The 26,511-nt window shown below is 68.6% G+C and carries 27 protein-coding genes; 17 read left to right on the forward strand and 10 right to left on the reverse strand.

Features of this window, described 5'->3' with window-relative positions; all coding sequences use genetic code 11:
- Positions 1–31 precede the first annotated feature (31 nt).
- Positions 32–943, reverse strand: a complete 912-nt coding sequence (locus L687_RS39790) for a LysR family transcriptional regulator (RefSeq protein ID WP_021201429.1) — start codon at positions 941–943, stop codon at positions 32–34.
- Positions 944–1,049: 106 nt separating this feature from the next.
- On the opposite strand from L687_RS39790, the gene L687_RS39795 reads away from it, so the two are divergent.
- Together L687_RS39795 and L687_RS39800 are read left to right on the forward strand one after the other, a co-directional pair.
- Entirely contained in the window at positions 1,050–2,411 is a 1,362-nt protein-coding gene (locus L687_RS39795; protein WP_036271975.1) for an MFS transporter, read from the forward strand.
- An 18-nt stretch (positions 2,412–2,429) separates the two neighbouring features.
- Positions 2,430–3,176: a 3-hydroxybutyrate dehydrogenase gene (locus tag L687_RS39800; protein ID WP_021201432.1), complete on the forward strand. Its 747-nt coding sequence runs from the start codon at positions 2,430–2,432 to the stop codon at positions 3,174–3,176.
- A gap of 9 nt (positions 3,177–3,185) precedes the next feature.
- Here the strand turns inward: L687_RS39800 and L687_RS39805 are convergent, their stop codons facing one another.
- Both L687_RS39805 and L687_RS39810 read right to left on the reverse strand, forming a co-directional pair.
- Entirely contained in the window at positions 3,186–3,467 is a 282-nt protein-coding gene (locus L687_RS39805) for a DUF1905 domain-containing protein (RefSeq protein ID WP_021201433.1), read from the reverse strand.
- 16 nt (positions 3,468–3,483) lie between these two features.
- Positions 3,484–3,864 carry a DUF1761 domain-containing protein gene (locus L687_RS39810; protein WP_021201434.1) on the reverse strand — a complete coding sequence of 127 codons (381 nt, stop codon included), beginning with the start codon at positions 3,862–3,864 and terminating at the stop codon, positions 3,484–3,486.
- 76 nt (positions 3,865–3,940) lie between these two features.
- Between L687_RS39810 and L687_RS39815 the strand changes: the two genes are divergently transcribed.
- Complete coding sequence (locus L687_RS39815) at positions 3,941–4,570, forward strand: TetR/AcrR family transcriptional regulator (protein ID WP_021201435.1); 630 nt, start codon at positions 3,941–3,943, stop codon at positions 4,568–4,570.
- A gap of 326 nt (positions 4,571–4,896) precedes the next feature.
- Here L687_RS39815 and L687_RS39820 read toward each other — a convergent pair whose 3' ends face one another.
- Positions 4,897–5,997, reverse strand: a complete 1,101-nt coding sequence (locus L687_RS39820; protein WP_021201436.1) for a hypothetical protein — start codon at positions 5,995–5,997, stop codon at positions 4,897–4,899.
- Entirely contained in the window at positions 5,994–6,962 is a 969-nt protein-coding gene (locus L687_RS39825) for a hypothetical protein (RefSeq protein ID WP_031208199.1), read from the reverse strand. Before L687_RS39825 ends, L687_RS39820 begins: the two co-directional genes overlap by 4 nt.
- A gap of 80 nt (positions 6,963–7,042) precedes the next feature.
- Between L687_RS39825 and L687_RS39830 the strand changes: the two genes are divergently transcribed.
- From L687_RS39830 to L687_RS39840, 3 genes are all read left to right on the forward strand, one after another.
- Positions 7,043–7,720: a Pr6Pr family membrane protein gene (locus tag L687_RS39830; protein WP_021201438.1), complete on the forward strand. Its 678-nt coding sequence runs from the start codon at positions 7,043–7,045 to the stop codon at positions 7,718–7,720.
- Between the two features lie 86 nt (positions 7,721–7,806).
- Complete coding sequence (locus tag L687_RS39835; protein ID WP_021201439.1) at positions 7,807–8,820, forward strand: hypothetical protein; 1,014 nt, start codon at positions 7,807–7,809, stop codon at positions 8,818–8,820.
- Positions 8,817–9,431 (forward strand): GNAT family N-acetyltransferase, encoded by a 615-nt coding sequence (locus L687_RS39840; RefSeq protein WP_021201440.1) that lies wholly within the window; start codon positions 8,817–8,819, stop codon positions 9,429–9,431. Before L687_RS39835 ends, L687_RS39840 begins: the two co-directional genes overlap by 4 nt.
- A 75-nt stretch (positions 9,432–9,506) precedes the next feature.
- On the opposite strand, the gene L687_RS39845 is transcribed toward L687_RS39840, so the two are convergent.
- The gene (locus tag L687_RS39845) at positions 9,507–11,858 is read right to left on the reverse strand and encodes an arylsulfatase (RefSeq protein ID WP_021201441.1); all 2,352 of its coding nucleotides are present in this window, start codon (positions 11,856–11,858) and stop codon (positions 9,507–9,509) included.
- A gap of 128 nt (positions 11,859–11,986) precedes the next feature.
- Here L687_RS39845 and L687_RS39850 point away from each other — a divergent pair, with 128 nt between their 5' ends.
- On the forward strand, positions 11,987–12,343 hold the full coding sequence (locus L687_RS39850; protein WP_235045254.1) for a hypothetical protein: 357 nt from the start codon (positions 11,987–11,989) through the stop codon (positions 12,341–12,343).
- A gap of 24 nt (positions 12,344–12,367) precedes the next feature.
- On the opposite strand, the gene L687_RS39855 is transcribed toward L687_RS39850, so the two are convergent.
- Entirely contained in the window at positions 12,368–12,901 is a 534-nt protein-coding gene (locus tag L687_RS39855; RefSeq protein ID WP_021201443.1) for an Lrp/AsnC family transcriptional regulator, read from the reverse strand.
- 204 nt (positions 12,902–13,105) lie between these two features.
- Here L687_RS39855 and L687_RS39860 point away from each other — a divergent pair, with 204 nt between their 5' ends.
- The 5 genes from L687_RS39860 to L687_RS39880 are packed head-to-tail and all read left to right on the forward strand — an operon-like array spanning position 13,106 to position 18,332.
- Complete coding sequence (locus tag L687_RS39860; RefSeq protein ID WP_021201444.1) at positions 13,106–14,689, forward strand: ABC transporter substrate-binding protein; 1,584 nt, start codon at positions 13,106–13,108, stop codon at positions 14,687–14,689.
- Positions 14,690–14,700: 11 nt separating this feature from the next.
- On the forward strand, positions 14,701–15,762 hold the full coding sequence (locus L687_RS39865) for an ABC transporter permease (RefSeq protein WP_021201445.1): 1,062 nt from the start codon (positions 14,701–14,703) through the stop codon (positions 15,760–15,762).
- Positions 15,759–16,670 (forward strand): ABC transporter permease, encoded by a 912-nt coding sequence (locus L687_RS39870; RefSeq protein WP_021201446.1) that lies wholly within the window; start codon positions 15,759–15,761, stop codon positions 16,668–16,670. Before L687_RS39865 ends, L687_RS39870 begins: the two co-directional genes overlap by 4 nt.
- Positions 16,667–17,500, forward strand: a complete 834-nt coding sequence (locus L687_RS39875) for an ABC transporter ATP-binding protein (RefSeq protein WP_021201447.1) — start codon at positions 16,667–16,669, stop codon at positions 17,498–17,500. Before L687_RS39870 ends, L687_RS39875 begins: the two co-directional genes overlap by 4 nt.
- Positions 17,493–18,332: an ABC transporter ATP-binding protein gene (locus tag L687_RS39880; RefSeq protein ID WP_021201448.1), complete on the forward strand. Its 840-nt coding sequence runs from the start codon at positions 17,493–17,495 to the stop codon at positions 18,330–18,332. The genes L687_RS39875 and L687_RS39880 overlap by 8 nt, the downstream gene beginning before the upstream one ends.
- A gap of 112 nt (positions 18,333–18,444) precedes the next feature.
- Here L687_RS39880 and L687_RS39885 read toward each other — a convergent pair whose 3' ends face one another.
- Entirely contained in the window at positions 18,445–19,149 is a 705-nt protein-coding gene (locus L687_RS39885) for a hypothetical protein (RefSeq protein WP_235045255.1), read from the reverse strand.
- 255 nt (positions 19,150–19,404) lie between these two features.
- On the opposite strand from L687_RS39885, the gene rpsF reads away from it, so the two are divergent.
- The 4 genes from rpsF to rplI are packed head-to-tail and all read left to right on the forward strand — an operon-like array spanning position 19,405 to position 21,069.
- Entirely contained in the window at positions 19,405–19,773 is a 369-nt protein-coding gene (gene rpsF, locus L687_RS39890; protein WP_021201450.1) for a 30S ribosomal protein S6, read from the forward strand.
- A 5-nt stretch (positions 19,774–19,778) separates the two neighbouring features.
- The gene (locus L687_RS39895) at positions 19,779–20,294 is read left to right on the forward strand and encodes a single-stranded DNA-binding protein (RefSeq protein WP_021201451.1); all 516 of its coding nucleotides are present in this window, start codon (positions 19,779–19,781) and stop codon (positions 20,292–20,294) included.
- Between the two features lie 56 nt (positions 20,295–20,350).
- Positions 20,351–20,605, forward strand: coding sequence for a 30S ribosomal protein S18 (gene rpsR / locus L687_RS39900; RefSeq protein ID WP_017829850.1), 255 nt, complete (start codon positions 20,351–20,353; stop codon positions 20,603–20,605).
- A gap of 11 nt (positions 20,606–20,616) precedes the next feature.
- A complete protein-coding gene (gene rplI / locus L687_RS39905) occupies positions 20,617–21,069 on the forward strand; it encodes a 50S ribosomal protein L9 (protein WP_021201452.1) in 453 nt (150 codons plus the stop codon).
- Positions 21,070–21,140: 71 nt separating this feature from the next.
- Here rplI and L687_RS39910 read toward each other — a convergent pair whose 3' ends face one another.
- Positions 21,141–21,839, reverse strand: a complete 699-nt coding sequence (locus L687_RS39910; protein ID WP_021201453.1) for a helix-turn-helix transcriptional regulator — start codon at positions 21,837–21,839, stop codon at positions 21,141–21,143.
- A gap of 73 nt (positions 21,840–21,912) precedes the next feature.
- Here L687_RS39910 and L687_RS39915 point away from each other — a divergent pair, with 73 nt between their 5' ends.
- Positions 21,913–22,653, forward strand: a complete 741-nt coding sequence (locus L687_RS39915) for an alpha/beta fold hydrolase (RefSeq protein ID WP_021201454.1) — start codon at positions 21,913–21,915, stop codon at positions 22,651–22,653.
- A gap of 141 nt (positions 22,654–22,794) precedes the next feature.
- Here L687_RS39915 and L687_RS39920 read toward each other — a convergent pair whose 3' ends face one another.
- A complete protein-coding gene (locus tag L687_RS39920) occupies positions 22,795–26,481 on the reverse strand; it encodes an efflux RND transporter permease subunit (RefSeq protein ID WP_021201455.1) in 3,687 nt (1,228 codons plus the stop codon).
- Positions 26,482–26,511: the final 30 nt, after the last annotated feature.

Consider the following 26,511-nt stretch of genomic DNA (forward strand, 5'->3'; position numbering starts at 1 on the left):
GTTCGTCACCCGGGGTCACACAGGGCGGTGCTCAGTCGCTCGCGCCGTCGAGCATCGTTCTCGACGCGCGCGTCTGCGCGCGCAGAGCTGCGGCCAGAGCGGAGACGGCGGGCAGGCGCAGCGACTCGGGACGAGCGACCAGGTAGTAGGGGAGCTTCTCGGCGAACACCGAGGGCAGCAGCCGCACGAGGTCGTGGTGGCGGTCTGCCGCGAAACAGGGGAGGAGGCCGATGCCGGCGCCTGCTCGCGTGGCCTCGACATGCACGAAGACGTTGGTGGAGGTCAGGCCGTCCTGCATGCGCGGCACGAGTCGGCGAGGCAGGTCGAGGGCATCGACCTGCAGCATCGAATCGACGAAGTACACCAGCTGGTGCTGCTCCAACTCGGCAGCGGTGCTCGGCGTTCCGACCCGATCGAGGTAGTCGCGGGACGCGTACATTCCCAGCGTGTAGGTGCCGAGCTTCACGGCGTGCGCACGACGCGTCTGCGGCACCCCCACCACGACCTCGAGATCGAGACCGGCGCGATGCTCGGCGGCGCGCCGGGTCGCCGCGACGATCTCGACCGTGAGTCGCGGATGGTCCCTGCGCAGCGCGGCGACCGCGGGGGCCGCGATGTAGGCGCTGAATCCGTCTGTCGCCGACATGCGGACGACGCCGGAGATCGGATCCGGCGGTTCGGTGCCGCCGTCGAGCTGCGACAGCGCCGCTTCGATCCGGCCTCCCGTCTCTGCGGCGGACCGGCCGAGGTCGGTCAACTCCCACCCCGTCGCCGACTGTGCGACCACGCGCCCGCCGAGCACGTCCTCGAGGGCGGCGATACGGCGGGCGACAGTCGTGTGATCGAGTCCCAGATGCGCGGCGGCACTCGTGTAACGTCCGGTGCGCGCGACCGCGAGGAGCACGAGAAGGTCGTCGGCGCGAGGCCGCTTGACAGCATCCATTCTGCAATTATGCACAGTCGATGTGCAGCACTGGGCGTTGTTGCAGAGACCGCCGTGCTCGACACTGGGACGCGGGTGTCACCGGCGACACCCGAAGGAGACAGACATGACATCCTCAGTGAGCGCGGCCCCCACCGCCCCCTCCGCCCCGAACTCGAAGCTGAAGCGGGTCGTCGCGGCCTCCATGGCCGGCACGGTCGTGGAGTGGTACGAGTTCTTCCTCTACGCCACCGCGGCCAGCCTGGTGTTCGGCACCTACTTCTTCCCCGCAACCGGTTCTCCCCTCGACGGGATCATCGCGGCCTTCGTCACCTACGCGATCGGATTCATCGCGCGTCCGCTCGGCGGCATCGTCTTCGGGCAGATCGGCGACCGGTTCGGCCGCAAGCCCACCCTGCAGGCGACGATCATCATCGTCGGCGCAGCGACGTTCCTGATGGGGTGCCTCCCCGGGTTCCAGAGCATCGGCTACTGGGCGCCCGCCCTGCTGGTGGCGCTGCGCTTCCTCCAGGGCTTCGCCGTGGGCGGGGAGTGGGGCGGCGCCGTGCTGCTGGTCGCCGAGCAGAGCCCCGACCGCTCGCGTTCGTTCTGGTCGAGCTGGCCGCAGGCCGCCGTGCCCGTGGGCAACCTGCTCGCCACCCTCGTGCTGCTCGTGAGCTCATGGGTGATGAGCTCGGCCGCCTTCCTCGAATGGGGCTGGCGCATCGCCTTCTGGTTGTCGGCGGTGATCGTGCTGGTCGGCTTCTACATCCGCCGTCACGTCGAAGAGGCGCCGATCTTCCTCGAGGCCAAGGCGCAGGTCGAGGCGGAGAAGGCCACGTCGTACGGTGTCGTCGAGGTGCTGCGCCGCTATCCGAAGGGCATCCTGCAGGCGATGGGCATCCGCTTCGCCGAGAACATCGTCTACTACATCGTCGTCAGCTTCACGATCGTCTACCTGAAGACGGTGCACGAATACGACACGAGTCAGTTGCTGCTCGCGTTGCTCATCGCGCACGTCGTGCACTTCGCGATCATCCCGCAGCTGGGGCGTCTCGCCGACCGGTGGGGGCGTAAGCCCGTCTACCTCACCGGCGCGATCCTCAGCGCGACCTGGGCGTTCTTCGCCTTCCCGATGTTCGACACCCTCAACCCGGTCCTCATCGTGCTGGCCGTGACCATCGGGCTCTGCTTCCACGCCTTCATGTACGCCCCGCAGCCGGCGGTGATGGCGGAACTGTTCCCCACGCGGATGCGGTACTCGGGCGTCTCCCTCGGCTCCCAGGTCACCGCGATCCTCGCCGGCTCGCTCGCCCCGATCCTCGCGATCCAGTGGCTGCGCGACTTCGGATCCTGGTTGCCGATCGCGATCTACATCGTCATCGCCTGCGTCGTGACCGCCATCGCCGTGGTGTCGTTGCGCGAGACGAAGGGCATCTCGCTGCAGGCCATCGATGACGCCGATGCCGCCCGTGCGGCCGCGGCCTGACATGCGAAGGAGTACGACATGACCGATCTGCATGGACGCAGGGCGCTCGTCACGGGTGGGGCGAGCGGGATCGGGGCGGCCTGCGCCCGTGAGCTCGCTTCGGCGGGCGCCCGGGTCACGGTCGCCGATGTCGACCGTGCGTCCGCGGAGGCGCTCGCGGCGGAGATCGGCGGAGAGGCGTGGCACGTTGACCTCTCCGACCTCGGGGCGCTGGCCGATGCCCGCATCGACGTCGACATCCTCGTCAACAATGCGGGAGTGCAGCACGTGAGCCCGATCGAGGACTTCGCGCCGGAGCGGTTCTCCTTCATCCTGCGGCTCATGCTCGAGGCGCCGTTCCTGCTCATCCGGGCCGCCCTCCCCGGAATGTACGACCGGGGCTTCGGACGGGTGATCAACGTGTCGAGCGTGCACGGCTTGCGCGCCTCCGCCTACAAAGCGGCGTACGTCGCAGCGAAGCACGGCTTGGAGGGGCTGTCGAAGGTGACGGCGCTGGAGGGCGGGCCCCGAGGTGTGACGAGCAACTGCATCGACCCGGGCTACGTGCGCACGCCCCTCGTCGAGAAGCAGATCGCCGATCAGGCCCGCGTGCACGGGATCCCCGAGGAAGAGGTCCTCGCGACCGTGATGCTCATCGAGTCCGCCATCAAGAGGCTCGTCGAGCCGAGCGAGGTCGCCTCGCTCGCGCTGTGGCTCGCCGGTGACTCCGCGGGGATGGTCACCGGGGCCAGCTACACGATCGACGGCGGCTGGTCGGCCCGCTGAGGGCGTGCTTCAGCCGTTGAGGCGCTCGGTGAGATGCACGGTCACCTCGTCGCCGTCGCCCTTTCCGATGCGCGTGCGGATGGGGGCGGCGACCGGGAGCTTGTGGGTGCCGTCGCCGAGCGCCATGAAGGCGCCGCGGAAGGGCTCGCCGTCGATGGTGCCCGCGACCTTGACGAGTCCTCGTGTGCCGAAGATGGTCGCGGAGTCGTCCAGCTGCACGCAGGTCCAGGTGTCGCCTTCGCGAACCTTTCCGAGGGTGGCCGTGAATGTGATGTCGAGGGGGCTGCTCATGTGCCTCTCCTTTCGGTCAGACGAACGATCCGACGATCGCTCCGATGATGACGAGCTTGAGGATCCAGTCGAGCAGGTGCACGCCCGCTGCCGGCAGCGCGGTGTTCTCGTGCACGACGCCGCCCATGAGCAGGACGAGAGGGAGTGTGCACAGCGCCAGTCCGAGGAGCGACCCGGAACCGGCGCCGTGCCAGCCGGCTGCGATCATCAGCCCGGCCACGAGGCAGGAGACGATGAGGCTGCGCAGGACCACCGATGCCATCTGTGCGGCGGCGGGGAGGCCGGGTCGAGGAGTGCTCGTCCGAGAGATGAGCGCGGAGACCGGGGGCACGGCGTAGAGCAGAGCGCTCGCGATGAACGATGCCACCGTGGCGAGGACGATTGCCGGAACGATCATGTCGGCCTCCTTTAGTACTTGTTGGTACTCAAAGTATGCCCAACAGGGGAAACTGTCAAGTACTAAACTGAACGACATGACCGCGATGACTCGAACGCCTGGACGTCCGGCCGGTCGCACGGGCGAAGCGCTGCTCGATACCGCCCGTGATGTCTTCCTCGAGTTCGGATACGCGGGGGCATCGATGGACGAGGTCGCCAAGCGCGCCCGCATCTCGAAGGCGTCCCTCTATCGGGAGCATGCGTCGAAGTCGGCGCTGTATGCCGCCGTCGTCCGGCATTGGGCGCTCGCCGGCCGTGATGCCATGAGACCGGCTCTCGAAGCGGTGAGGGCGCATCCCGACCTGAGGGAGGGGCTCGTCGCACTCGGCGAGACGATGCGGGCCGGGATGCTGAGCGCGCCGGTGGTGGCGATGCGTCGACTGGTCATCGCCGAGGCGGCCGCGCATCCGGAGGTCGCGAGGGACTACCTGGCGCAGAGCTGGGACGCGAATATACGCAATCTCGCAGACGCGATGATCGATCTCTCCGACGCGCACGGTCTGACCGTCGACGACGCCGACGCACTCGCGAGCGAGTTCACTTGGCTGGTCGTGGGCGCACCTTTGAACGCCGGCCTCTTGGGTGTGGAGACAGGTGAGCCACCGGTGGCCAGAGCCGTCGATCTGTTCTTGGCGGGCTACCTCCCTCGCGAGGACCGCGGGTAAGCAAGCGCATTCGCCCGAATGGATGCAACGGGTTGCAACCTCGCCCGGTATACCATTTGGCCATACGCCCAGCAGCGTCAGTCCCCAGCTGACCGTGGGCGGGGCGGCTCAGCCGTCATGCGGAGGGAGAGTGGATCTCTTTTCGATCCCGAGGGGGGATGGGGTGGGAGCTCGGTCCCCAGCCGGCACCCACCCCCACACTCGGCCCTCCGCCTCTCTCCGCCCGTCGGCTCAGCTCGGCTCGTTCCGTCGGCTCGGTTCCGTCGGCCTCTGTTCCGTCGGCTCGGTTCCGTCGGCCTCCGTTCGGTCGGCTCCGTGGAATGGGTTCAGTACAGTCGGCTGACGATCCAGAAGCCGATGACCGCGATCACGATGACGACCGGCACCCAGGTGCCGCCGCGCTTGAGCCGTCGGCCCTGCGGCGCGACGCCGGGAGGCGGGGTGAGCAGCCCGGCCGGGGGAGCGAACGGCAATGAGCGAGTCGGCGCCGGCGCCGAGGCGAGCGATCCGGTCTCGGCCACGAGCCGCTCATCGCGCCACCGCGTCCATTGATCGAACTTCGTCAGCAGGGCTCCGACGGTGCCGAAGAGCCAGGCCCAGGTGGCGGGATCGAGGGTCGAGACCTTCCGTTGCGTGTAGAGGAACAGCCAGTCGTCGACGATCTCCACGTCGAGCTCGGCGGCGTTGTCGATGAACCTCGCCATGATGTCTGGCGTGAAGAGATAGAGGGCATCGCGTTCGTACCCCTCAGGGCAGTAGAGCGTGAAGTGCCGATCGAAGTCGCCCTCGAGGGACAGGCGCTGGCTTCGCTGGAACGATGCCGGCAGGTTCGAGCCGAAGCCGTTGTTGCCCGTGGCGTCGAGCACGATGTTCGGCAGCGGCACGTCGAGCTTCACGGCCACGTATCCCCACCGGTAGGTCGTGGAGTTCTTTCCCGACTGCACCGTGTACTGGTAGTTGCCGAACTCGACGAAGCGCGGGCGGGTGCCGCGGATCAGATCGGTGGACTGCCGTGCGCGGCCGAGATGGAAGATCATCCCGGGCAGGGGTGGGTCGGCGACCTTCGGCTCGTAGGTCATTCCGTTCGCCTGGGCGAAGCTGTGCAGTCGATATCGCCGGGCCTGCGCGTTGCGCACCCCCAACCAGATCATCACTCCCACCGCGGCGAGGAGGAGCACGATCAGCACGAGGGGGATCGCCGCGGCGGCGGGCGAGTCGCCGAAGGACGCCAGACTCAGGGTGACGCCGACGAGGAGCGGGAGCATCACGACCGCGAAGATCGCTGCCGCGACGATGCCGATGACCGTGGACGCCGTCACGCCGCCCGTCGGTCGCGAACGGAGTTCGGCGGCGAAGGCGCGCACCGCAGCGGGATCCACCGCATCGGTGAGCGGGCGCGCGTCGAAGGGCGGCTGCGGGGAGGTCACCGGTTCACCGCATCGGCGTCCCACGTGAGGGCGGCCCCTTCGGGAAGAGGGAGCGCCTCCAGCTGTTCGTCCGCGCAGAGCGCCTCGATCAGGGCAGGCGAGCCGGCCACGATCGTCGAGTCGTAGTCGACCTCGCTCACCATCACCCAGGCACGATCCTCGGGCCAGAGGATGCTCGGGCTCTGGCCCGATGGCGGGAATCCGTGCTCCTCGGCGGGGAGATCGCGCCACGGCACGTGCAGCACCCACTCCGGGTCGGCGAATGCGCGCGGCGGAGCGGAGAACAGCACGTGGTCGCGCCCCGGCAGATCGAGCCGAGGCCCCTCCGAGATCTCCCGCGAGAGGATGCCCTCTTGCCAGGTGGGCCGACGGAAGACGTTGTTGAACGGGTCGTGCGCGCTGCGCTCGAGCATCGCCTGATGGTTCGGATCGTCGGTGAAGGTCAGGAAGGAGCGGGAGGGTGTGACACCGAAGAAGCCCAGCAGCCCCCCTCGCCCCTCCCAGAGCGCGGCGAAGCCCGCATCCGGGGTCTGAGTGTGGTCCACGAGGTGAGCGGCGATGGCCGCCAGAAGGGTCGGATCGAGCTCACTCTCCATCGGGGCGGTGAACTCGCGACCGTCCGGGGCGATCCGCGTGCGCCAGTCGCCGTCGGGCGGGGTGCGCACGATCCGCTGCCATTGCGCGAGCGGATGCAGGACCGTGCCGAATGCCGCGGCGGTCTGCGCCCAGGAGACGGGCTCGTCGACGAACTCGGCCATGAGTGCGCGCTGCTCGGGCTCTGGCATGCGCACCAGCTCGTCAGCCGTCGGGATCGTCCGGCCGGGCAGCGACCGGGCGATCGCCGGATGGAAGATGCGTGCGTACGCAGGGAAACCACGGGGCACCACCCCGTGCATGGTCTCGTAGTCTGCGTCGAGCCGCTCGCGCAGCCACGCTCCCGCCGAGGGATCGGACATCCACTCCATGCCCCCACGCTACCCGGCACATCGCGGCGCGCAGTGTCGGCGGACACCGGGCGTGCAGAGAGCGGCTCTAGGCTGACGGCGTGGAGACCGGGAGAAGGACCGTCGCGCCGCGATCCTCCGTCGCGCTGCGGCCCGCTCCCGCGTGGGAGCTCTCCCGCATTCTGATCGGCATCGCGGTCGTCGGAATCCTCGTATACGCCTATGCCCTGCGCATCGCCGTCGGAGACGTGAATCCGTTCGACTACTTCGGGTACTTCACGAATCTGACCGGTCTGATCGCGGCAGGCGTCCTGATCGGCACCGGATTCCTCGGTGTGAGCGGCCGACGGGCTCCGTCCTGGCTCACCCTGCTGCGCGGCCTCGTGACCGCGTACCTGATCGTCGTCGGCGTGATCTACAACGTGCTCGTCCCGGGCACCGGCTCGGCGCCGCCCTGGGTGAGCGTCGTCCTGCACGTCGTCTTCCCCGTGGTCGTCGTGCTCGACTGGCTGCTGGTCGGCGATCGCCCGCGCCTGCCGTGGCGCCTGCTGTGGTTGCTGTTGCCGTACCCCGTGATGTGGCTGATCGTGGTGCTCCTGCGTGGCGTGACGGACGGGTGGGTTCCGTACGGTTTCCTGCTCCCGGAGCGGGGCCCGCTGTCGCTGCTGCTCCACATCGTCGTCCTGCTCGCCGCCGTTCTGCTCGCCGGAGTCCTGGTCTGGTCCGCCAGCCGATTCCGCGGCGTGTGGAGCGCCGGTCGTGGCATCGACCGCACCTGATCCGACCCGGTGCTGTGCTGTCCCGGGCCGGGCACTACGGTAGGAACCGCGTCACGCGAGCCGATGGTGGTTGGGGGAGAGTCCGAATGCTGAATCAGGCCGAAGCGGTGTCCGGCGAGAGGGTCTTCCGCAGGCACCCGCTCCGCTCGGCCGTCGGGGCGATCATGCTCTCGGTGGTGCTCTCTGCGGCGACGCTCTTCCTTCTCCCGAGGTTCCTGCCCGCCACCATGAAGATCTCGACCCGCGGCGTCGTGGTGCTCGTGGTCGCGATCGCGCTGACCATCGCCGTGTTCACCGGCTTCTTCTGGTTCCGCAACATCCGGATCGTGGTGCGTCCCCATGAGGTCGAGATCGGCAAGGCGGGCAGTCGTGAGACGTTCGCACGGGCGACGACCGCCTTCCGCGCGAAGATCACCGAGCACCGCACGAACGGACTGCCCAGCGGCACCACGCGTGCGTTGATCGTTCACAGCGGCGACCGGGAGATCACGATCGAGCTCCCCGGCTATTCGAGGCCGATGTTCAACGAGCTGATGGCGACGCTCAATCCGATCGCGCAGCCGGTGTTCGACGATCCCGTCGCCGCCGCGCGCGCCGGGGCCCAGCTGCCGACGCAGTTCGCGATCGACGGCGGGGGCGAGCGGCGCCTGGCGACGCGGATCACCATCGCCGCTGTCGTGTTCCTCGTCGTCGCGATCGCTGTCGGGCTGCTCGTGGCGGTGCCCGGTTTCGTCGAGAGCGAGCTCTCGGCCCTCATCCTGCTCGCCCCGTTCGCGGCACTCGCCGCCATCGGGTTCGGGATCGGGGCGGTGCAGCGACGACGCCTGGTGCGGTCGATTCCCGCCCACGTCTCCGTCGATGGTCAGGGCATCCGCATCGACGGCGTCGACACCCCCTACTCGCAGCTCACCCGCATCTGGCTGACTCCGCCCGCGTACCCGGTCAAGCGCCTCCGCCTCGAGCGTGCCGGCGGCAAGGCCACGACGCACCTGCTCGCTTCCTCGCGCGTGGGCATCACCCCGGACTACGGCGATCTCCTCCTGGCGGTACGTGCCAGGACGGCGCATCTGCCCGGCCTGCTCTCCCTGGATCTCGAGTGACGGCGCCGGAGCAGGGGCCGGTGCCGGTGCCGGAGCCGGCGAGGTTCGCCCCCGAGTACCCGATCCGCACGGAGCGGCTGCTCCTGCGCCCGATCGCCCCCGCCGATGCCGTCGCGATGCACGTGTACAAGTCGGATCCGGATGCCGTGCGATACGTGCCGTATCCACCGCTGGAGCTGGCCGACGTCGAACGGCGCATCGCCACCACCTGGTCGAACACGCGGTTCACGAAGGAGGGCGACGCTGTCTCCCTCGCCGTCGAGGAGTGTGCGTCCGGAGCCCTGGTCGGCGACGTGGTGCTGTTCTGGCGCAGCGAGAACGACCGATCCGGCGAGGTCGGATACATCTTCGACCCGCGGGCTGGTGGTCGGGGCTATGCGACCGAGGCGGTCGACGCGCTCCTCGCCCTCGGTTTCGACGGCCTGGGTCTGCACCGCATCGTCGCGCGGCTCGATGAGCGCAACACGTCATCCGCGCGGGTCGCCGAGAGGCTCGGCTTCCGACGCGAGGCGCGGTTCGTGGAGAGCGAGTGGTTCAAGGACGAGTGGACGACCCTGCTCGTCTACGCCCTCCTCGGCGACGAATGGCGCGGACGCCGTGGGCGGAGGTAGCGGGCGGAGATAGCGGGCGGAGATGACCGGGACGGCGTGCGATCACTGATCGCACGCCGTCCCGAAGCCCTCCCGCTACTGCTTGAGCATCGCGACGGCGAGCTTGTGCGAGTCGTCGATCAGATGGGAGTGGTCGTCGTCTCCGAGATCGATGCGCACCCACTCGAGCGTGCCGGTGAAGCCGTTGCCTGCTGCCGGGTAGTCGGGCGAGACCGGCGAGGCCAGGTCGCAGCCGACATCCACGGTCTCGTCGAAAGTGAACTGGAACGGGATCGTCTTGTGCACGCGCCCTTCGCCGATCTTGTCGTCGCCCGCGTAGAGGGTGACGGTGCCGCCCTTGGCGAGTCCGCCGCCGTCATAGGCGAAGTGCGCCCGCAGCTCCTGCTCGCCGGCAGGGATCGGATCGTCGGAGCGAATGATGTCGACGTCGATTCCGAGCAGGTTGTAGGCGAACGCGAGGCGTCCGTCCTTCGTGTAGAACGACCAGCCGCCGTACGCCCCTCCCTGCGCGATGAGCACGCCGTCGACTCCGGATTCGGGCACCGCGACGCGGGCGGTCACGGTCCACGACTTGTTCTTGATGTTGATGGTGGTGTTCTCGCTGAGGCGCTTCATGCCCGGGTAGAACTTCTGGGTGTCGCTCATCGAGAGCACCGGCCGACCGGCGAGGTCGGGGTTGAACCGCTCGGCAGTGCGGATGTCGAGGGGAAGCACGTTGAAGCGCGCTGCCTGGATGAGGAAGAGCTGCTGCAGGTGGGCGAGCCGCTCCGGTTCCTGGTCGGCGAGGTCGTGGGACTGGGTCCAGTCCTCGTCGACGTTGTAGAGCTCCCATCGGTCGTCATCGAGTCCGTGGTCCGATCCGAGCCACGGATCCTTGTGCTTCGCGACCGCCGTCCACCCCTTGTGATAGATCGCGCGGTTGCCGACCATCTCGAAGTACTGCGTGATGTGGCGCTCCTCGGCCTCCGCGTCCGCGAATGTGTAGTTCATCGGGGTCCCCTCGTAGGGGCGCTGCGTCACACCGTTCACGCTCGTCGGTTCGGGGATGCCCGCGGCTTCGAGCACCGTCGGGGCGACATCGATCACGTGCGAGAACTGGTTGCGGATGCCGCCCTTCTCCACGCCTCCATTCGGCCAGCTGACGATCGTGCCGTTGCGGGTGCCGCCCCAGTGGCTGGCGACCTGCTTGGTCCACTGATACGGGGTGTCCATGGCGTGGGCCCAGCCCACCGCGTAGTGGTTGTACGAGCTCGGGGTGCCGATGTCGTCGATGTGGTCGGCCACATACTGCTCGGTCTCGACATCGTTCATGTGGTTGATCGTGAAGCCCTCGTTGGTCGTGCCGTGCATCGACCCTTCGGCGCTCGCGCCGTTGTCGCCGATGATCACGTAGACGAGGGTGTCGTCGAGGATGCCGAGCTCTTCATAGGCGTCGAGCAGGCGACCGACGTGATGGTCGGCGTAGGCGAGGAAGCCGGCGTACACCTCCATCTGTCGGGCCAGGGCGGGCTTGATCAGGTCGCTCATCTCGTCCCATGCGGGGATGCCGGGGCTGCGGTCGGTGAGCACGGCGTCGGCCGGGATGACACCGAGCTCGAGCTGGCGGGCGAAGGTCTCCTTGCGGATCTCGTCCCATCCCTGATCGAACTGCCCCTTGTACTTGTCGGCCCACTCGGCGGGCACATGGTGCGGGGCGTGCGTCGCGCCCGGGGCGAAGTAGGTGAACGACGGCACATCGGGGGCCAGCATCTTCTGCTCGCGCGTCCAGCCGATCGCCTTGTCGGTCATGTCGCCCATGAAGTGATAGCCCTGCTCGGGTGTGCCCCACGGCTCGACGGGCGTGGTGTTCTCGTAGATCGCCGGATACCACTGGTTGGTCTCGCCGCCGATGAAGCCGTAGAAGTACTCGAAGCCGTTGCCCGGGGTGGGCCAGCCGTCGAACGGTCCGATCGCGCTCGCCTGCCACACCGGCACCTCGTGGCACTTGCCGAACTGGGCGGTGTTGTAGCCGTTGAGCTTGAGGGTCTCGGCCAGCGGCGCGCAGCTGTTGGGGCGCAGGGAGTTGTAGCCGGGGGCCGATGTCGCGATCTCGGTGATGCCGCCCATGCCGACGGTGTGGTGATTGCGTCCGCTGAGCAGAGCGGCACGGGTCGGCGAGCACAGGGCCGTGGTGTGGAAGCGGGTGTACTTGAGCCCTGCGGCGGCCACACGCTCGAAGTTCGGGGTGTGGATCGGACCGCCGAAGGCACTGGACGCGCCGAAGCCGACGTCGTCGATGAGTACCACGAGGACGTTCGGGGCATCTTTCGGCGGGCGCACGGGCGTGATCGGCGGGAAGGACGTGTCCGGGTCGGTCGCGTCGTAGGTGACCGTGCCCGTGTAGGCCAGATCGGGGATCGGAAGACTGGAACGCTGGGGTTCGGACATACTGACTCCTACGGCTCTCGGCGAGCAGAGCAGCCCGCTTCGCGCTCAGCCTAAGCAGGCGGGTCCAGGGTGTCACCACCCGCGACGGGTGACTTTGCGGGTGAGTTTCGGCGGGCATAATCAAGGGTGTGACTGCGACTGCAACCCTTCCCTCCCTCGACGGCCGCCGATTCCGGATGGTGTCGTCCACGACCTCTGCGGTCGACCCGGAAGCCCCGAGCATCTTCGAGTACTTCGAACGTGACGGCGCCATCTGGGGCGGGTACGAGGGCGACACGGTCACCTTCGGCAAGTTCGTCGGCACCCGCATGGGTGACACGATCTGGGTGTCGTTCGTGCACGTGCTCAAGGCCGACGGCACGGTCGTCACCGGCGATGGTGAGAGCGAGCTGGAGCTGACCGACGACGGTGGCATCCGTCTCGTGGAGCACTACGAGATGCACGGACTCCCGCAGCTCAGCGTGTGCGAGGAGATCTCCGCCTGAGGCCTGCGCCTGAGTGACGGCGCCTCAGCGCGGCGGGAGGGCGTCGCGACCGGGAGAGGCGGGCGTCCACCGCGTCATCCCGAGCGGGATCTCGGTGTCGCGCTTCGGCAGGTCCGCCGGCAGCAGGTAGGGGCGGCGGATCACCTCGTCGAGCACGACGACGCTCACGACCGTGCGCACCTCGGGCAGCTGGGCGATCACGCCGGTGGAGAACTCGTGCACGCCGCTGACGTCGACGGCGCGGATGAGCAGCATGGCGTCGTGCTCGCCGGTGGTGATGGCGCACCACTCGACGTCGGGCATCTCCAGCACGCGTTCGCGGAACGACGCCCAGGCCTGCGGCATCACCGTGACGAACACGAGCGCGCCGATGGAGAGCCCCGCCTTCGCCTGATCGACGCGGGCGCTGAAGCCCGTGATGACCCCGTCGTGCACGAGCGACTCGACCCGCGTGTACGCATTCGCGCGGGAGATCCCGACCTTGTCGGCGAGTGCCGCGATCGAGACACGACCGTTATCACGCAGGACTTCGAGGATTCTGTACGCCGTCTCGTCCAAAGGGGCAGCACTTCGTCCAGAATGCTTCGGATCTTCCGCATTCTTGCTGGACATATTGTTCCTCACATCCGAGGTTCTGGACAGAGCGTGTCGAGGTGACCCGCTCTTGCTGGACACATCGTCGCATATGATGCGAATCTGATCCACGGTCGTCCACATCGGTGGCGACTCACCCGAATGTACTCCTCGCCTCTGGAGGCCCTCATGTCGTCACGCCGTATCACGCCGGTCATCGCGCTCGGAGCCGTCGCGCTCCTCGCGCTCGCAGGTTGCTCGGGAGGGAACTCGGCGACGGGCGGCGGACAGTCCGGCTCCGACTCCCTCGTCATCGACACCGCGTTCTCGATCGAGACCACCGACCCGGGTCACACCTACGACCCGACCGGCAACATGATCGCGAAGGCCCTGTACGAGACCCTCGTCGACTTCGAGGGCTCCGACGTCTCGACCCCGGTGCCGGGCCTGGCATCCTGGGAGCAGAACGACGAGGCGACCGAGTTCACCTTCACGCTCGAGGGCGACCGCGTCTTCTCCGACGGATCGCCGATCGAGGCGAAGGACGTCGTGTTCTCGCTGCAGCGCATCCAGGGCATGGAAGACGCCAAGCCGAACTTCCTCCTCGGCGGCCTCACGATCACCGAGGTCGACGACAAGACGATCCAGTTCACGTCCGAGACCCCGCTGCTGCAGCTGCCCGCGATCCTCGCGAACCCGGCACTCGGCATCGTCAACTCCGACGTCGTGATCGAGAACGGCGGTGCGATCGACGGCACCGACTCGGCACAGAAGTTCCTCGACGGCGCATCCGCCGGCTCCGGTCCCTTCGTGCTCGACACCCTCGACCTCAGCTCGCAGGTCGTGCTGACCAAGAACGACGAGTACAACGGTGACGAGGCCTCCGACTACACGCGCGTGGTCGTCCGCAACGTCTCGGAGAGCGCCACCCAGCTCGCCAACCTCAAGGGCGGCGACTCGATGGTCGCGATGGACCTGAACGGCGACCAGGTCGCCGGCCTCGGCGACGACATCACGGTCGACTCCGTTCCGTCCGGCCAGACGATCTTCCTGCTGCTGAACCAGTCCTCGGCCGTCGCCGGCGACCTGGCGAACGTGAAGATCGCCGAGGCGATCCGCTACGCGCTCGACTACGACGCGCTGCTGGAGCTGGCCGGCGCCGGCTCCGTGCAGGCGACCGGCGTCATCCCTCCCGGATTCGAGGGTGCTCTCGACAGCGGCGTGGAGCAGGACCTCGACAAGGCGAAGGCCGCGCTCGCAGAGGCCGGCTACACGGGCCAGACCCTGAAGCTGCAGTTCCCGAACGACTACCCGGTCGGCGGCGTGGAGTTCACCCCGCTCGCCGAGCGCGTGCAGGCACAGCTCGAAGACGCCGGCATCACGGTCGACCTCGCCCCCGCGCCCTTCGCGACCGAGCTCGACGCCTACGTCAACGGCACCGAGGGCTTCGGTCTGTGGTTCTGGGGTCCGGACTACGCGGACTCCGCGAACTTCCTGCCTTTCGCCCCGGGCCTGAAGGTCGGCCTCCGCGCCGGCTGGGCCGCCGAGGCCAACCCGGAGATCGCCGGTATCGCGGCCGGTGCTGCCGCCGCGACCGACCCCGACCAGCGCACCGCCGCCTTCACCGACTTCGCCGAGGCGATGCAGGCCGAGGGTCCGTTCGTCCCGCTGATCGTGCCCGGTCGCAACATCTCCTCCGCGGACAGCGTGAAGGGTGCGGTGTACAACTCCGTCTGGGAGATGGACATCGCCGAGATCACGCCGGCCGGCTGAACGGACATCCCATGACGACAGTGGCGGTGCAGAGGCAGGCGCAACGGCGCCGGTCGCCTCTGATCGGATACCTGCTGCGGCGGGCCGGCACCTCCCTGCTCCTGTTGGTGGGCGTGACGATCGTCACGTTCGCGCTCACCAACCTGGTGCCGGGAGACCCGGTCTCGGCCGCGCTCGGTGAGGGTGCGTCGCAGAACCCCGCGACGCGTGATGCGTTCATCAAGGAGCATGGTCTCGACCAGCCGCTGTTCGTGCAGTACTTCATCTATATGGGGAACCTGCTGCGCGGGGACCTCGGCACGTCGCTGGTGACCGGACGCCCGGTCACCAGCGACCTCGCCACCGCGGTGCCGGCGACCATCGAGATCGCGATCGGGGCGATCATCGTCAGCCTGGCGGTCAGCATCGTGCTCGGCACGCTCGCCGCCTACCGCCGTGGACTCGTCACCGACCAGGTCATCCGGGTCGTGACGCTGGTGGGCCTCAGCGTGCCGACCTTCTGGCTGGCGCTCGTGAGCTTCTACGTCTTCTTCCTCGAGCTGCGCATCGCACCGGGCTCCGGTCGCATCTCGCCGTCGATCACCCCGCCGCCGCGCGTGACCGGGCTCTACACGGTCGACTATCTCCTGAACGGAGACGCCGTCGGCTTCTTCGACGCCCTCGCGCACCTGACTCTTCCCGTCATGGTGCTCTCGCTCGTGACCATCGGCCTGCTGACCCGCTTCATCCGCACCTCGGTGCTCGAGGTGCTCGGCAGCGACTATGTGCGCGCCGCACGCGCCAAGGGCCTCCCGGCCATGCGCGTGATCCTCGACTACGTGCTGCGTGGCGCCTCGTTGCCGATCCTCACGGTGGTGGGCGTGGCGTTCGGGGCACTGCTGTCGGGCACGGTGCTCGTCGAGTCGGTGTTCGCTTGGCCGGGCCTCGGCACCTACGCCTACAACTCGGCCGCGAACCTCGATCTGCCCGGCATCATGGGCGTCGGCCTCGTGGTCGGCATCATCTACCTCCTCATCAACTTCATCGTCGACATCCTCTACGGCGTGCTCGACCCGAGAGTGAGGATCGCATGAGCCGCATCGCCGCCGCGTCCCCCGCCGGGCGCTTCCGATTCCGCTGGCCCCGTGCCTGGCGCACGCCGCTGGGCATCATCGGCACCGTCATCGCCGGAGCGTGGATCATCGTGGCCTTCACGGCGCAGTGGTGGGTCCCGTATCCGCCGAACGCGCAGGTGCTGCCGCGTCTGCAGCCGCCGGGCATCGACACGTTCCTGGGCACCGACGGCAACGGACGCGACATCTTCTCGCGTCTGATGACCGGAGCCACCGTGAGTCTCCCGCTGGCACTCATGCTCGTGATCGCCGCCATGATCATCGGCACGCTCATCGGTGCGCTCGCCGGATACTTCGGTGGCTGGGTCGACGAGACGCTGATGCGCATCACCGACCTGTTCATGGCCTTCCCGACCGTGATCCTCGCCATGGTGGTCGCCGCCTCGCTCGGACCGTCGCTGTTCAACGCGGTGATCGCCGCCATCGTGGTGTCGTGGCCGCAGTACTCCCGCGTCACGCGCAGCATCGTGCTGGGGCTCCGGGGTCAGAACTACGTGATCGCGGGCCGCCTGCTCGGGCACTCGCCGGCACGCACGCTGTTCGTCGACATCCTCCCGAACATCGCCGGCCCCGTCCTGGTGCTCGCGACGCTCGACATCGGTGCGGCGATCCTGCTCCTCTCCGGCCTCTCCTTCCTCGGTCTCGGCGCGCAGCCGCCGACCGCGGAGTGGGGTTCGATGATCTCGGGCGCGATGCAGAACTTCGACGCCTGGTGGCTCGGGGTCTTCCCCGGGCTCGCGATCCTGACCGTGGTGCTGGCGTTCAACTTCCTCGGAGACGCGATGCGCGACGTGCTCGACCCCACGGCCGAGATCACGCACGAGAAGGCCGCCGATCACAAGGCTTCCGCGACGGGGGTGGCCGCATGAGCGCGCAGAGCGCTGCCGTGCAGCAGACATCGACGCTCAGCATCCGCGACCTGACGATCGACATCGGACGCCCGCTCGTGAAGGGTGTCTCGCTCGAACTCGAGGCCGGTCGCATCCACGGCCTCGCCGGGGAATCGGGGTCGGGCAAGACGCTCACCTCGCTCGCCGTGCTGGGGCTGCTCCCGCGGCAGGCGCGGACCGGCGGGTCGATCCTGCTCGGCGGCGAAGAGCTGGTGGGACTGCGCCGTCGCGCCCTCAACCGGGTGCGCGGCAAGCGGATCGCCATGGTCTTCCAGGATCCGTCGGCCTCTCTGCACCCGCAGCTGCCGGTCGGACGCCAGCTCACCGACCACATGCGCGTGCACCTCGGACTCAAGGGCGCCGCCGCACGGGCGCGGGCGGTCGAGCTGCTCGAGACCGTGCAGGTGCCGAACCCCGCCGAGGCACTGAAGCGCTATCCGCACCAGTTCTCCGGCGGCCAGCGTCAGCGCATCGCGATCGCATGCGCCCTGGCCTGCGACCCCGAGGTGCTGCTGGCGGACGAGCCCACCACGGCTCTCGACGTCACGGTGCAGGCCGGCATCCTGAAGCTGCTGCGCGACCTGGCGGTCGAACGCAACCTGGCCGTGCTGCTCGTGACGCACGACCTGGGCGTGATGAGCGCGATCGCCGACCGGGTCGCCGTCATGAAGGACGGCCGGATCGTGGAGCTCGCCGATCGCGAGACGCTGTTCCGCGATCCCCAGCACGAATACACGCGCATGCTGCTCGCGGCCCTGCCGGGGTCGCGCATCGACGAGGCACCGGAAGGGCAGGCCGCAGATGAGTGAGGTCTCCGTCCTCGATGCGCAGGACGTGGTCGTGCGCTACCCGGGCAACCCGCCGGTGATCGCCGTGAACGGCGTGTCGATCAGCGTCGCCGCCGGGGAGACCGTGGCCCTGGTGGGCGAGTCCGGCAGCGGCAAGTCCAGTCTCGCCCGTGCCGTCGTCGGCATCGAGAAGACCGCCGCAGGGACCGTGCTGTTCCGCGATGCTCCGGTGTCGCCGCTCGGCATCCGCCGTCGCTCGATCGCCCTCACCGGCATCCAGATGGTGTTCCAGGATCCGGCGACCTCGCTGAATCCGCGGCGCCGGGTCGGCGACCAGATCGCCGACGGCATCGCCACCGCCCGCGCCCGTGGCGCCGAAGGATCGACCGTGGACGAGTGGCTGGAGCGCGTCGGTCTGCCGACCACCGTGAGCACACGCTTCCCGCATCAGTTCTCGGGCGGGCAGAAGCAGCGCATCGCGATCGCCAGGGCCTTGGCCGCTCGTCCCTCGCTCTTGGTGGCGGATGAGCCGATCTCAGCGCTCGATGCGTCCACGCAGACGAGCGTCGCCGGCCTGATGCGCGACCTGGTGGCGGAGTCGGGAGCGGGCATGCTGTTCATCTCGCACGACCTCGCCGTGGTCCGCCGCATCGCCGACCGCACGTTCGTGATGTTCGGCGGACGCGTGCTCGAGTCGGGTCCGACCGATCAGCTCTGGGCCGCACCGCGGCACCCCTATACACAGGCGCTGCTCGCGGCGATCCCCGAGCCCGACGGCGCGGGTCGCATCCCCGCCGCCCCGTCGGTCGACGACCGCACGGTGTGGGCGGAGATCCCGCCGGTCATGTACTGAGAACTCTCCGCGCTCACCCGTGCTCCGCTCGCGCGTGTGCTCCGAGCGCCCCGGCCGTGACAGGACCGTGCGGGCCGAGGCTGCAGCCCTCGGCCCGCACGGGTCTGCGGCGTCAGAGCGGTGCGACGATGTCCTGCTTCACGTCCCACTCGGTGACTTCCTGAACACTCTCGATCTTCTGGCCCTCGACCTCAGTGGAGGCGTTGGCCGCGAGCACCACATAGTCGCTCGTGACCTCGAAGAGCATCGTGACGGTCGATCCCTGCGACTCGGTCGTGCCGCTGAGCAGGTACACGTCCTGGCCCAGGCGCGAGCCCGTGCCGGTGACCGTGTATTCGCCGGAGAGCGTGTCGGCCACGCCCATCGGGTCGGAGGCGTCGACGGCCTTCGCGGCGGTGCTGAGCGTGCTGATCTCCTGGTCGGTGGAGTTCTCGTCGGCGACCTGCCACTCGCCGGTGGTGGATTTCACCCAGGCGTCGTCGCCGATCACGATGACCGAGCCGAAGCTGGTGCTGGTCTCGACGGCCTTGTCGGCCGGGTTGTAGCGGGTGGTCGACTCCATGCCCAGAGTCGTCATCGTCGCCGAGAATCCGGCGGTGTCGGTCATCGCCGCCGTCACGCACTCCGCCAGCGTGGAGCCGTCGACGGTCGCGCCCTCCTTCAGCTCGGGGCAGTCCGTCTTCGGCGCTTCCGCCTCCTGCGATGCCCCGGAGTCGGGCTTCTTCTCGGCTGTCGTGTCCGATCCGCCCCCTGCACATCCCGTGAGCAGCACGGCGGCGGCGAGAATGACGCCGACCCCCCATTTGTTGACGCGCATCGCGTCCCCCCTCAGGTCGAGATGCCCGATGACCGTCATCGGGCACTCGTCCCAGCATGCCAAACGTCGCAGAGGTTCTCGCGCCCCGCAGTCGTGGTGTCGGGCGTCATTCGCGGCGGACGCGTGATTCCGCTAGACTGTCGAGGTTGTCTGCCTTGCGGCGTCCATTCGGGATTCCAGAGGCGGGCACGTGCACACACCCTCCTGCTCCCGGGAAAGTCCCGAGAGCCGTTCTAGTCCGAAGGAGGTGGGTAAGTGACGCACCAGTACGAACTCATGGTCATTCTGACCCCCGAGATCGACGAGCGCCAGGTCGCCCCGACGCTCGACAAGTTCCTGAAGGTCATCACCAACGATGGTGGCTCTATCGAGAACGTCGACATCTGGGGAAAGCGCCGTCTCGCATACGAGATCCAGAAGAAGACCGAGGGCATCTACGCCGTCGTCAACTTCACCGCGACCAGCGCCGCCACGCAGGAGCTCGACCGTCAGCTGAAGCTGAACGAGCAGATCATGCGCACCAAGGTGCTCCGCGCTGAAGAGGCTCAGGCGATGATCGCCTCCGAGGCCAAGCGCTCCGAAGAGAAGGCTGCCCGCAAGGCCGCCAAGGCTGCGAAGGCCTAAGTCTCATGGCCGGCGAAACCGTCATCACCGTGGTGGGAAACCTCACGGCCGACCCCGAGCTGCGCTACACGCAGAACGGGCTGCCGGTGGCGAACTTCACCATCGCATCGACGCCTCGGAACTTCGACCGTGCCGCGAATGAGTGGAAGGACGGCGATGCGCTGTTCCTCCGTGCATCCGTCTGGCGCGAGTTCGCCGAGCACGTGGCGGGTTCGTTGACGAAGGGCATGCGCGTCATCGCGCAGGGCCGTCTGCGTCAGCGCTCCTACCAGGACCGCGAGGGCAACCAGCGCACCGCGATCGAGCTGGAGGTCGACGAGATCGGCCCCTCGCTCCGGTACGCGACCGCGCAGGTCACCCGTGCGGCCTCGACCGGCGGTGCCGGCGGTGCCGGTGGCGGTGGACAGTCCCGTCCCGCGCAGCAGCAGGTGTCGGAGGAGCCGTGGTCCACGCCCGGTTCGTCGACCAGCGCGGATGCCTGGAGCACTCCCGGCAGCTTCGGCGACGACACCCCGTTCTGAACAACTTCTGGATCCGGCCTGCACGGCCGGCATCCGCTCATCACTAAGGAAAAACTATGGCTGGAAAGTCGAGCGGCGACCGCCGCAAGCCGCGGAAGGGTGGCAAGCCCACCGCTCCCGCGAAGTCCATCCGGGTCGGTGTCATCGATTACAAGGATGTCGCCACCCTTCGCAAGTTCGTCTCGGAGCGCGGCAAGATCCGTGCCCGTCGTATCACCGGTGTCTCGGTGCAGGAGCAGCGTCTGATCGCCACGGCGATCAAGAACGCGCGCGAAATGGCGCTCCTGCCCTACGCTGGCGCCGGCCGGTAAGGGGTATCGAGATGGCAAAGCTGATTCTCACGAACGAGGTCGCCGGGCTCGGTAGCGCCGGTGACGTGGTCGAGGTCAAGAACGGGTACGCCCGCAACTTCCTCATCCCGCAGGGCTTCGCTACGGCGTGGACCCGCGGTGGCGAAAAGCAGGTCGCATCGATCCAGGCCGCGCGTCAGGCACGCGCGATCCACGATCGTGATGACGCTGTCGCACTGAAGAACGCTCTCGAGGGCACGAAGGTGCGCCTCACGGTCAAGGCCGGCAAGGAGGGTCGTCTCTTCGGCTCCGTCAAGACCGACCACGTCGCGGATGCTGTCGCAGCCGCTGGCCTGGGCTCGATCGACAAGCGCAAGGTGCACATCCCGTCGCCCATCAAGGTGACCGGTGAGCACGAGGCGACCGTGCGTCTGCACGACGACGTCACCGCAGTGATCACGCTGCAGGTCGTCGCCGCCAAGTAAGGCACGTCGAGAACGCCCCCTGTCCTTCGGGACAGGGGGCGTTCTGCATTCCGAGGGTGATCGGCGCCGCCTCACCCGCTCCGACCGTGCACCGGTCGGGCGTTCGCCGGGGGTTCGCCGACCTCATCGACGGTGTGGCCGCTGCACGCCGTCGCGGTCACGCTGGCCCTCTCGACACGCGACACGGTGAACCACCGCATGGCGTCGCGCAGTCGGCACCATCCGACCAGATACCACTGGCCGTTCGTGGAGGCGAACAGCACGGGTTCGACATCACGGGTGGTGGTGCTCCCGTCTCCTGCGGTGTAGCGGATGCGTACCACCCGCTGCTCCGCCATGCCCTCCTCCAGTGCCGATCTGATCGCGCGTGAGGGGATGGGTGACGCGTCGACCCAGACGCGGTGGGCGAGTTCGTCGGCTCGCGCACGGGTGCGGGGATCGAGCACGTCGAGGATCTTCCGCACGGCGGCTGCGGCCAAGTCGGCGTACGGAGCATCGGATGCGGCGGACACGGCCGCCAGCAGCGCCACGGCCTGCGCGGGGGAGAGGCTGACGGGTGGCAGGGATGCACCTGCCGCCAATCCGTAGCCGCCGCCCGGGCCCGGGCGCGACCACAGCGGTGCTCCACCGCGCTCGAGGGCCGCCAGGTCGCGCTTGACCGTGCGCACGGACACCTCGAACTCGCGGGCCAGGCGTTCGGCCGACGTCCCCCGCGACCCGCTGCGGCGCAGCATCTCGGAGAGGGCATGCAGACGCTCTGCGCGCTTCATCGTTCGATCCGTGGGGAATTCATGACATGAATAGTGACACACACCTGTCCACAGTGCGGAGCAGCATGGGGGTATGACACACACGACGAGCACTCCGACCATCCTTCTCATCGCGGGCCATTGGCTGGGTGCCTGGGCGTGGGACGAGGTCCTCGAAAGCCTCGGCGCCGACAGGTCTCGCGCCGTCGCGATGACGCTGCCGGGTCTCGACGCGACCGACCCCGCGCGGGCGGCGAAGACGCTCGATGACCAGGCCGACGCGATTCTCGACGAGGTCGGCCAGCTCGGCGTCTCGGAGCAGCAGCCCGCGATCATCGTCGCGCACAGCGGGGCGAACGCCCCCGTGAGCCTCGTGCTCGACCGACACCCCGCCCTGATCGCACGCGTGGTGTGGGTCGACTCCGGCCCGGTGGCCGCCGGGAGCGTGTTCGCGCCCGACCTTCCGGACGACGTGGAGGAGCTTCCGCTTCCGCCCTTCGAGGTGCTGGGACAGCAGGCGAGCCTCGAAGGCCTGAGTGCAGAGGTGCTCGAGCGCTTCCGCGAGCGGGCCGTTCCCGAGCCCGGGCCCGTGCTGCGTCAGCCCGTCGAGCTCACGAACGACGAGCGACGCACGATCTCGACCACCCTCATCTGCTGCTCGATTCCGAGTGCACAGCTGCTCGAACTCGCGCGCGCCGGTCATCCCATGTTCGCCGAGGTCGCGATGCTCGACCACCTCGACGTCGTCGACCTGCCCACGGGGCACTGGCCGATGTGGAGCCGTCCCGGTGACCTCGCCGAGCTGATCCAGGCGGCCGCGTCGCGCGGCCGCTGAACCCACCCCTGAGCCAGCGCCCCGATCCCGTACCCCGGCACGGATGCCTGGAGAAAGCGCGGAAGTCGGGAGAATCGGGTGGGTCCGCAGGGGATCCGCCCGATTCTCCCGACATGTGCCGCACGTCGCCGTGCCTCGGGGCTACGGCTTCTCGGACGTGACCTCGAAGATGTCCGTCGACGTCTCGGCCGAAGCGGCACGACGCTCCTCGCGCCGGGCTCGTCGCTCGGCGCGCTTGGCGATCCGGCGTTCCCTACTGCGCTCCACGAGCGTGTAGAGAACCGGGACCAGAACCAGAGTCAGCAGCGTCGACGACACCAGGCCGCCGATCACGACGATCGCCAGCGGCTTCGAGATGAACACTCCGCCGCCGGTCAGCCCGAGAGACATCGGGACGAGCGCGAACACGGTCGCGGCCGCCGTCATCAGGATCGGGCGCAGGCGCAGGCGGGTTCCATGCTCCACCGCCTCGTCGAGACTCGCTCCCGCCCCACGAAGGCGGTTCACGAGATCCATGAGCACGATGGCGTTCGTCACCACGATGCCGATGAGCATCAGGAGTCCGATCAGGGCGGGAAGACCCATCGGGGTTCCGGTGAGGAGCAGGCCGAGGATCGCGCCGGTCGCTGCGAACGGGATCGAGATGAGCAGCACGAGGGGTCCGCGGAAGTTGCGGAAGGTCGCCACCATCACCAGCAGCACGAGAACGATGGCGGCCAGCATCGCCAGTCCGAGCTGGCTGAAGGCCTCATCCTGTTGTGCGGACGCGCCGCCCTGCAGGAAGGTGACTCCCGCCGGCAGATCGGTGTCGGCGATCGCCTTGTCGATCGCCCGACCGGCAGCCGCGAGCCCGCCCTTCTCCGGGGTCACGGTCAGCGTGACCTGACGCTCGCCCTCGGCGCGCGTGATGGTCGGCGCCGTGAGCTCTTCCTCGACGGTCGCGATCGCGGCGAGCGGGATCGCCGTGCCGGTGACCTCGGCGGCCGCCTTCTGCTCGGCCTCGGCGGCATCGGCCTCGGCCTGCTGGGCCGCGGCGTCGCTGCGGCTCTGGCGCAGGGCCTTGATCTGCTCGTCCGCCGCCGCGACGCCGGACTGGGCCCCCTCGATCGCACCCTGCAGCGCCGCGAGCTGCTCGGCGCGTTCGGCCTGCGCTTTGAGCACGGCCTCCTCATCCGGGCTCAGCGGGTCTTCGGGCACGATCGGTGCCGCCGAAAGCTCGGCGAGCTGCCTGTTCAGGGCCCCGATCTGGCCGGCGAGCTCGGCGCGCTGCTTCGTGGCGGTGTTGATCTGCGAGTTCAGTTCGTTCTCGGCCTTGGTCTTCGCCTCTGCGGCCTTCGCCTCCGCCTTGGCCTGGAGCGCATCCGCTGCCGCCTTCTGCGCCTCGGCGGTCTGCTGGGGCGTGACCGGGAGCATGATCTCACCGATCTTGTCGGCGGTGCGCGCCGCACCAGGGGTGCGCACGACGATGTCGCGCTCACGGCCCTCGTACATGAGCGTGCCGACCGTGGTGCCGGAGAGTGCCTCCTGCACGGCCTTCGCGATCGTGGCGCGGTCGAAGCCGAGGCGCGCGGCCAACGGTTCGTCGACCTTCACCCGCAGCACCGGCTGCTCGCCTGCGAGCTCGCTCTTCACGGAGCGCACGCCGTCGGCGTCGGCGAGCTGCTTCTCGAGCAGGTCGCTCGCCGCGCGCAATGCTGCCGGATCGTTGCCCTGGATCTGCAGGTCGATGCCGTCACCGGCACCTGCCAGCGAGGCGTCCTGCGACGCGAGGTCGATCTCACCGCTGTCGGGAAGCCCGTCGAGCGCCTTCTGCACCTCCGATTCGACCTCGGCGACGTCGGAGCCGTCCTTCAGACGGAGGTCGTACGTGATCGACGCCGGGGTGCCGGGAGTGGGGACCGGGATCGAGGTGGTGATGTCGGCGATGCCCGGAACCTTCCCGAGAGTCTTCTCCACCGGCTCGGCCGCGGCGACCAGGTCGGCGGTGGCTTCCTTCGGGGGCGTCTGGACGACCTGCAGGGTGGCCTGGCCGGAGGAACCGAGGAAGTCGGTCTGGATGAACGGTGTCATCCCCAGCGTGGCGACGAGCAGCAGCGCGGAGGCGACGAGGGTGATCACGGGGTGACGACGGGTCGCGTTCAACGCCGGCATGAACGTGCGCTGCAGCCGGTCGGGGGCGGTGTGGATCTCGTCGAGCTCGGACGGGACGTCGCTCTCCGCAGACGGCGACGGCGAGACGGTCGCCGCGGCAGGAGCCGCGACCTCTGCCGCCACCGCGGTGGCTGCGGCGGCAGGAGCTGCGTCGGTCGTCATGCCCTCGGCCGCAGGCTGAGCCGTGTCTGCGTCGGCGGCGCGCTGCTTCGGAGCCTTGTTGAGGAACCAGGATGCGAGCACCGGCACGATCGTGAGCGAGACGACGAGCGAGGCGAGAAGCGCGATCGAGACGGTCACCGCGAACGGTCGGAACAGCTGGCCGGCGATGCCCGAGACGAATGCGATCGGCAGGAAGACCGCCACCGTGGTGAGTGTCGAGGCGGTGATGGCCCCGGCGACCTGACGCACAGAGGCGACGATGCCGTCGATCGTGAGCGGGCTGTCACCACGGCGTCTGGAGATGTTCTCGATCACCACGATGGAGTCGTCGACGACACGTCCGATGGCGATGGTGAGGGCGCCGAGGGTGAGGATGTTGAGGGTGTTGCCGCTCCACCACAGGCCCACCAGGGTGATCAGCAGCGACAGCGGGATCGACACGGCCGCGATGACCGTCGAGCGCCACGAGCGCAGGAACGCGAGGATCACGAGCACCGCGAAGAGCAGACCGAGCCCGCCCTCGACGGAGAGGTCGTGGATCGACTGCTCGATGTAGGGGGCCTGGTCGAAGATCGTGACGAACTCGGCGTCGAGGATCGGCGCGAGCCGGTCGAGCTCGGCGTTCACGCCGTGGGAGATGTCGACGACGTTGGCACCCTGTGCCGGCATCACCTGCAGCGTGAGCGACGGCTTGCCGTTGACGCGCGAGATGGTCTCCGCCGGCACGGTCTCGACCGTGACGTCGGCGAACTCCGCGACCGTGACGGCCCCCTCGCTCGTGGGCACCGGGAGCGCCTGGATGTCTTCCGGCGTCGCGAGACGCGACCCCACCGTGATCGAGAGGGGGCCTTCGGCGGAATCCGCCTGTCCAGCCGGGAGGGCGGCGCCATGCGCTTCGAGGATCGGTCCGAGCGTCGAGGGCTCGACCTTCAGGCGGGTGACGTCGGCAGGGCGGAGGTCGATCGTGATGCGCTGCGTCTCCTGGCCGGCGAGTGTGACGTCGCGCACACCCGGCACGCCCTTCAGCGCCGGGACGACGGTCTGCTGGAGCGCATCGCCGAACGCCTCCTGGTCGCCGCTGGTGCCGGCGCTCAGTGCCATGGCCGGCAGGTCGCCCGCACCGCCGGACGCGACGCTGACCTCCGTGTCCGAGGGGAAGCTCGGCTTCAGCGACTCGGCCGCGCTGCGGATGGTGCGCAGCGTCTCCTCGTCGTCTTCGCCGAAGGTCCACTCGACGAGCACCTGCGCGTTGCCGCTCGATGTCGTCGAGGTCACGCTCGTCACACCGGGAACCGCTCGCACCGCCTGTTCGAGCGGCTCGGTCACGCTGCTCGCCATCTCCTCGGGTGCCAGGCCCTGCGACTGTGCGGAGATGAACGCCATCGGAGCCTGCAGCGAGGGCATCAGCTCCTGCTTGAGGGAACCCATCGATATCAGGCCGAGGACGACGACGGCGAGCGTCGCGAGAGAGAGGATCAGGCGGTTCTTGAGACTGCTGCGTGTGAGGAACGACATGGAGCGATGAGGTGCTTTCGGCTGGGTCGC

The sequence above is a fragment of the Microbacterium maritypicum MF109 genome, assembly GCF_000455825.1.
Lineage (GTDB): Bacteria > Actinomycetota > Actinomycetes > Actinomycetales > Microbacteriaceae > Microbacterium > Microbacterium maritypicum_A.

Coding starts and splice junctions, on each gene's coding strand:
- L687_RS39790 (WP_021201429.1), bottom strand. CDS start 943: ATGGATGCTGTCAAGCGGCCTCGCGCCGACGACCTTCTCGTGCTCCTC.
- L687_RS39795 (WP_036271975.1), top strand. CDS start 1,050: ATGACATCCTCAGTGAGCGCGGCCCCCACCGCCCCCTCCGCCCCGAAC.
- L687_RS39800 (WP_021201432.1), top strand. CDS start 2,430: ATGACCGATCTGCATGGACGCAGGGCGCTCGTCACGGGTGGGGCGAGC.
- L687_RS39805 (WP_021201433.1), bottom strand. CDS start 3,467: ATGAGCAGCCCCCTCGACATCACATTCACGGCCACCCTCGGAAAGGTT.
- L687_RS39810 (WP_021201434.1), bottom strand. CDS start 3,864: ATGATCGTTCCGGCAATCGTCCTCGCCACGGTGGCATCGTTCATCGCG.
- L687_RS39815 (WP_021201435.1), top strand. CDS start 3,941: ATGACCGCGATGACTCGAACGCCTGGACGTCCGGCCGGTCGCACGGGC.
- L687_RS39825 (WP_031208199.1), bottom strand. CDS start 6,962: ATGGAGTGGATGTCCGATCCCTCGGCGGGAGCGTGGCTGCGCGAGCGG.
- L687_RS39835 (WP_021201439.1), top strand. CDS start 7,807: ATGCTGAATCAGGCCGAAGCGGTGTCCGGCGAGAGGGTCTTCCGCAGG.
- L687_RS39845 (WP_021201441.1), bottom strand. CDS start 11,858: ATGTCCGAACCCCAGCGTTCCAGTCTTCCGATCCCCGATCTGGCCTAC.
- L687_RS39860 (WP_021201444.1), top strand. CDS start 13,106: ATGTCGTCACGCCGTATCACGCCGGTCATCGCGCTCGGAGCCGTCGCG.
- L687_RS39865 (WP_021201445.1), top strand. CDS start 14,701: ATGACGACAGTGGCGGTGCAGAGGCAGGCGCAACGGCGCCGGTCGCCT.
- L687_RS39870 (WP_021201446.1), top strand. CDS start 15,759: ATGAGCCGCATCGCCGCCGCGTCCCCCGCCGGGCGCTTCCGATTCCGC.
- L687_RS39875 (WP_021201447.1), top strand. CDS start 16,667: ATGAGCGCGCAGAGCGCTGCCGTGCAGCAGACATCGACGCTCAGCATC.
- L687_RS39880 (WP_021201448.1), top strand. CDS start 17,493: ATGAGTGAGGTCTCCGTCCTCGATGCGCAGGACGTGGTCGTGCGCTAC.
- L687_RS39885 (WP_235045255.1), bottom strand. CDS start 19,149: ATGCGCGTCAACAAATGGGGGGTCGGCGTCATTCTCGCCGCCGCCGTG.
- L687_RS39895 (WP_021201451.1), top strand. CDS start 19,779: ATGGCCGGCGAAACCGTCATCACCGTGGTGGGAAACCTCACGGCCGAC.
- rpsR (WP_017829850.1), top strand. CDS start 20,351: ATGGCTGGAAAGTCGAGCGGCGACCGCCGCAAGCCGCGGAAGGGTGGC.
- rplI (WP_021201452.1), top strand. CDS start 20,617: ATGGCAAAGCTGATTCTCACGAACGAGGTCGCCGGGCTCGGTAGCGCC.
- L687_RS39910 (WP_021201453.1), bottom strand. CDS start 21,839: ATGAAGCGCGCAGAGCGTCTGCATGCCCTCTCCGAGATGCTGCGCCGC.
- L687_RS39915 (WP_021201454.1), top strand. CDS start 21,913: ATGACACACACGACGAGCACTCCGACCATCCTTCTCATCGCGGGCCAT.
- L687_RS39920 (WP_021201455.1), bottom strand. CDS start 26,481: ATGTCGTTCCTCACACGCAGCAGTCTCAAGAACCGCCTGATCCTCTCT.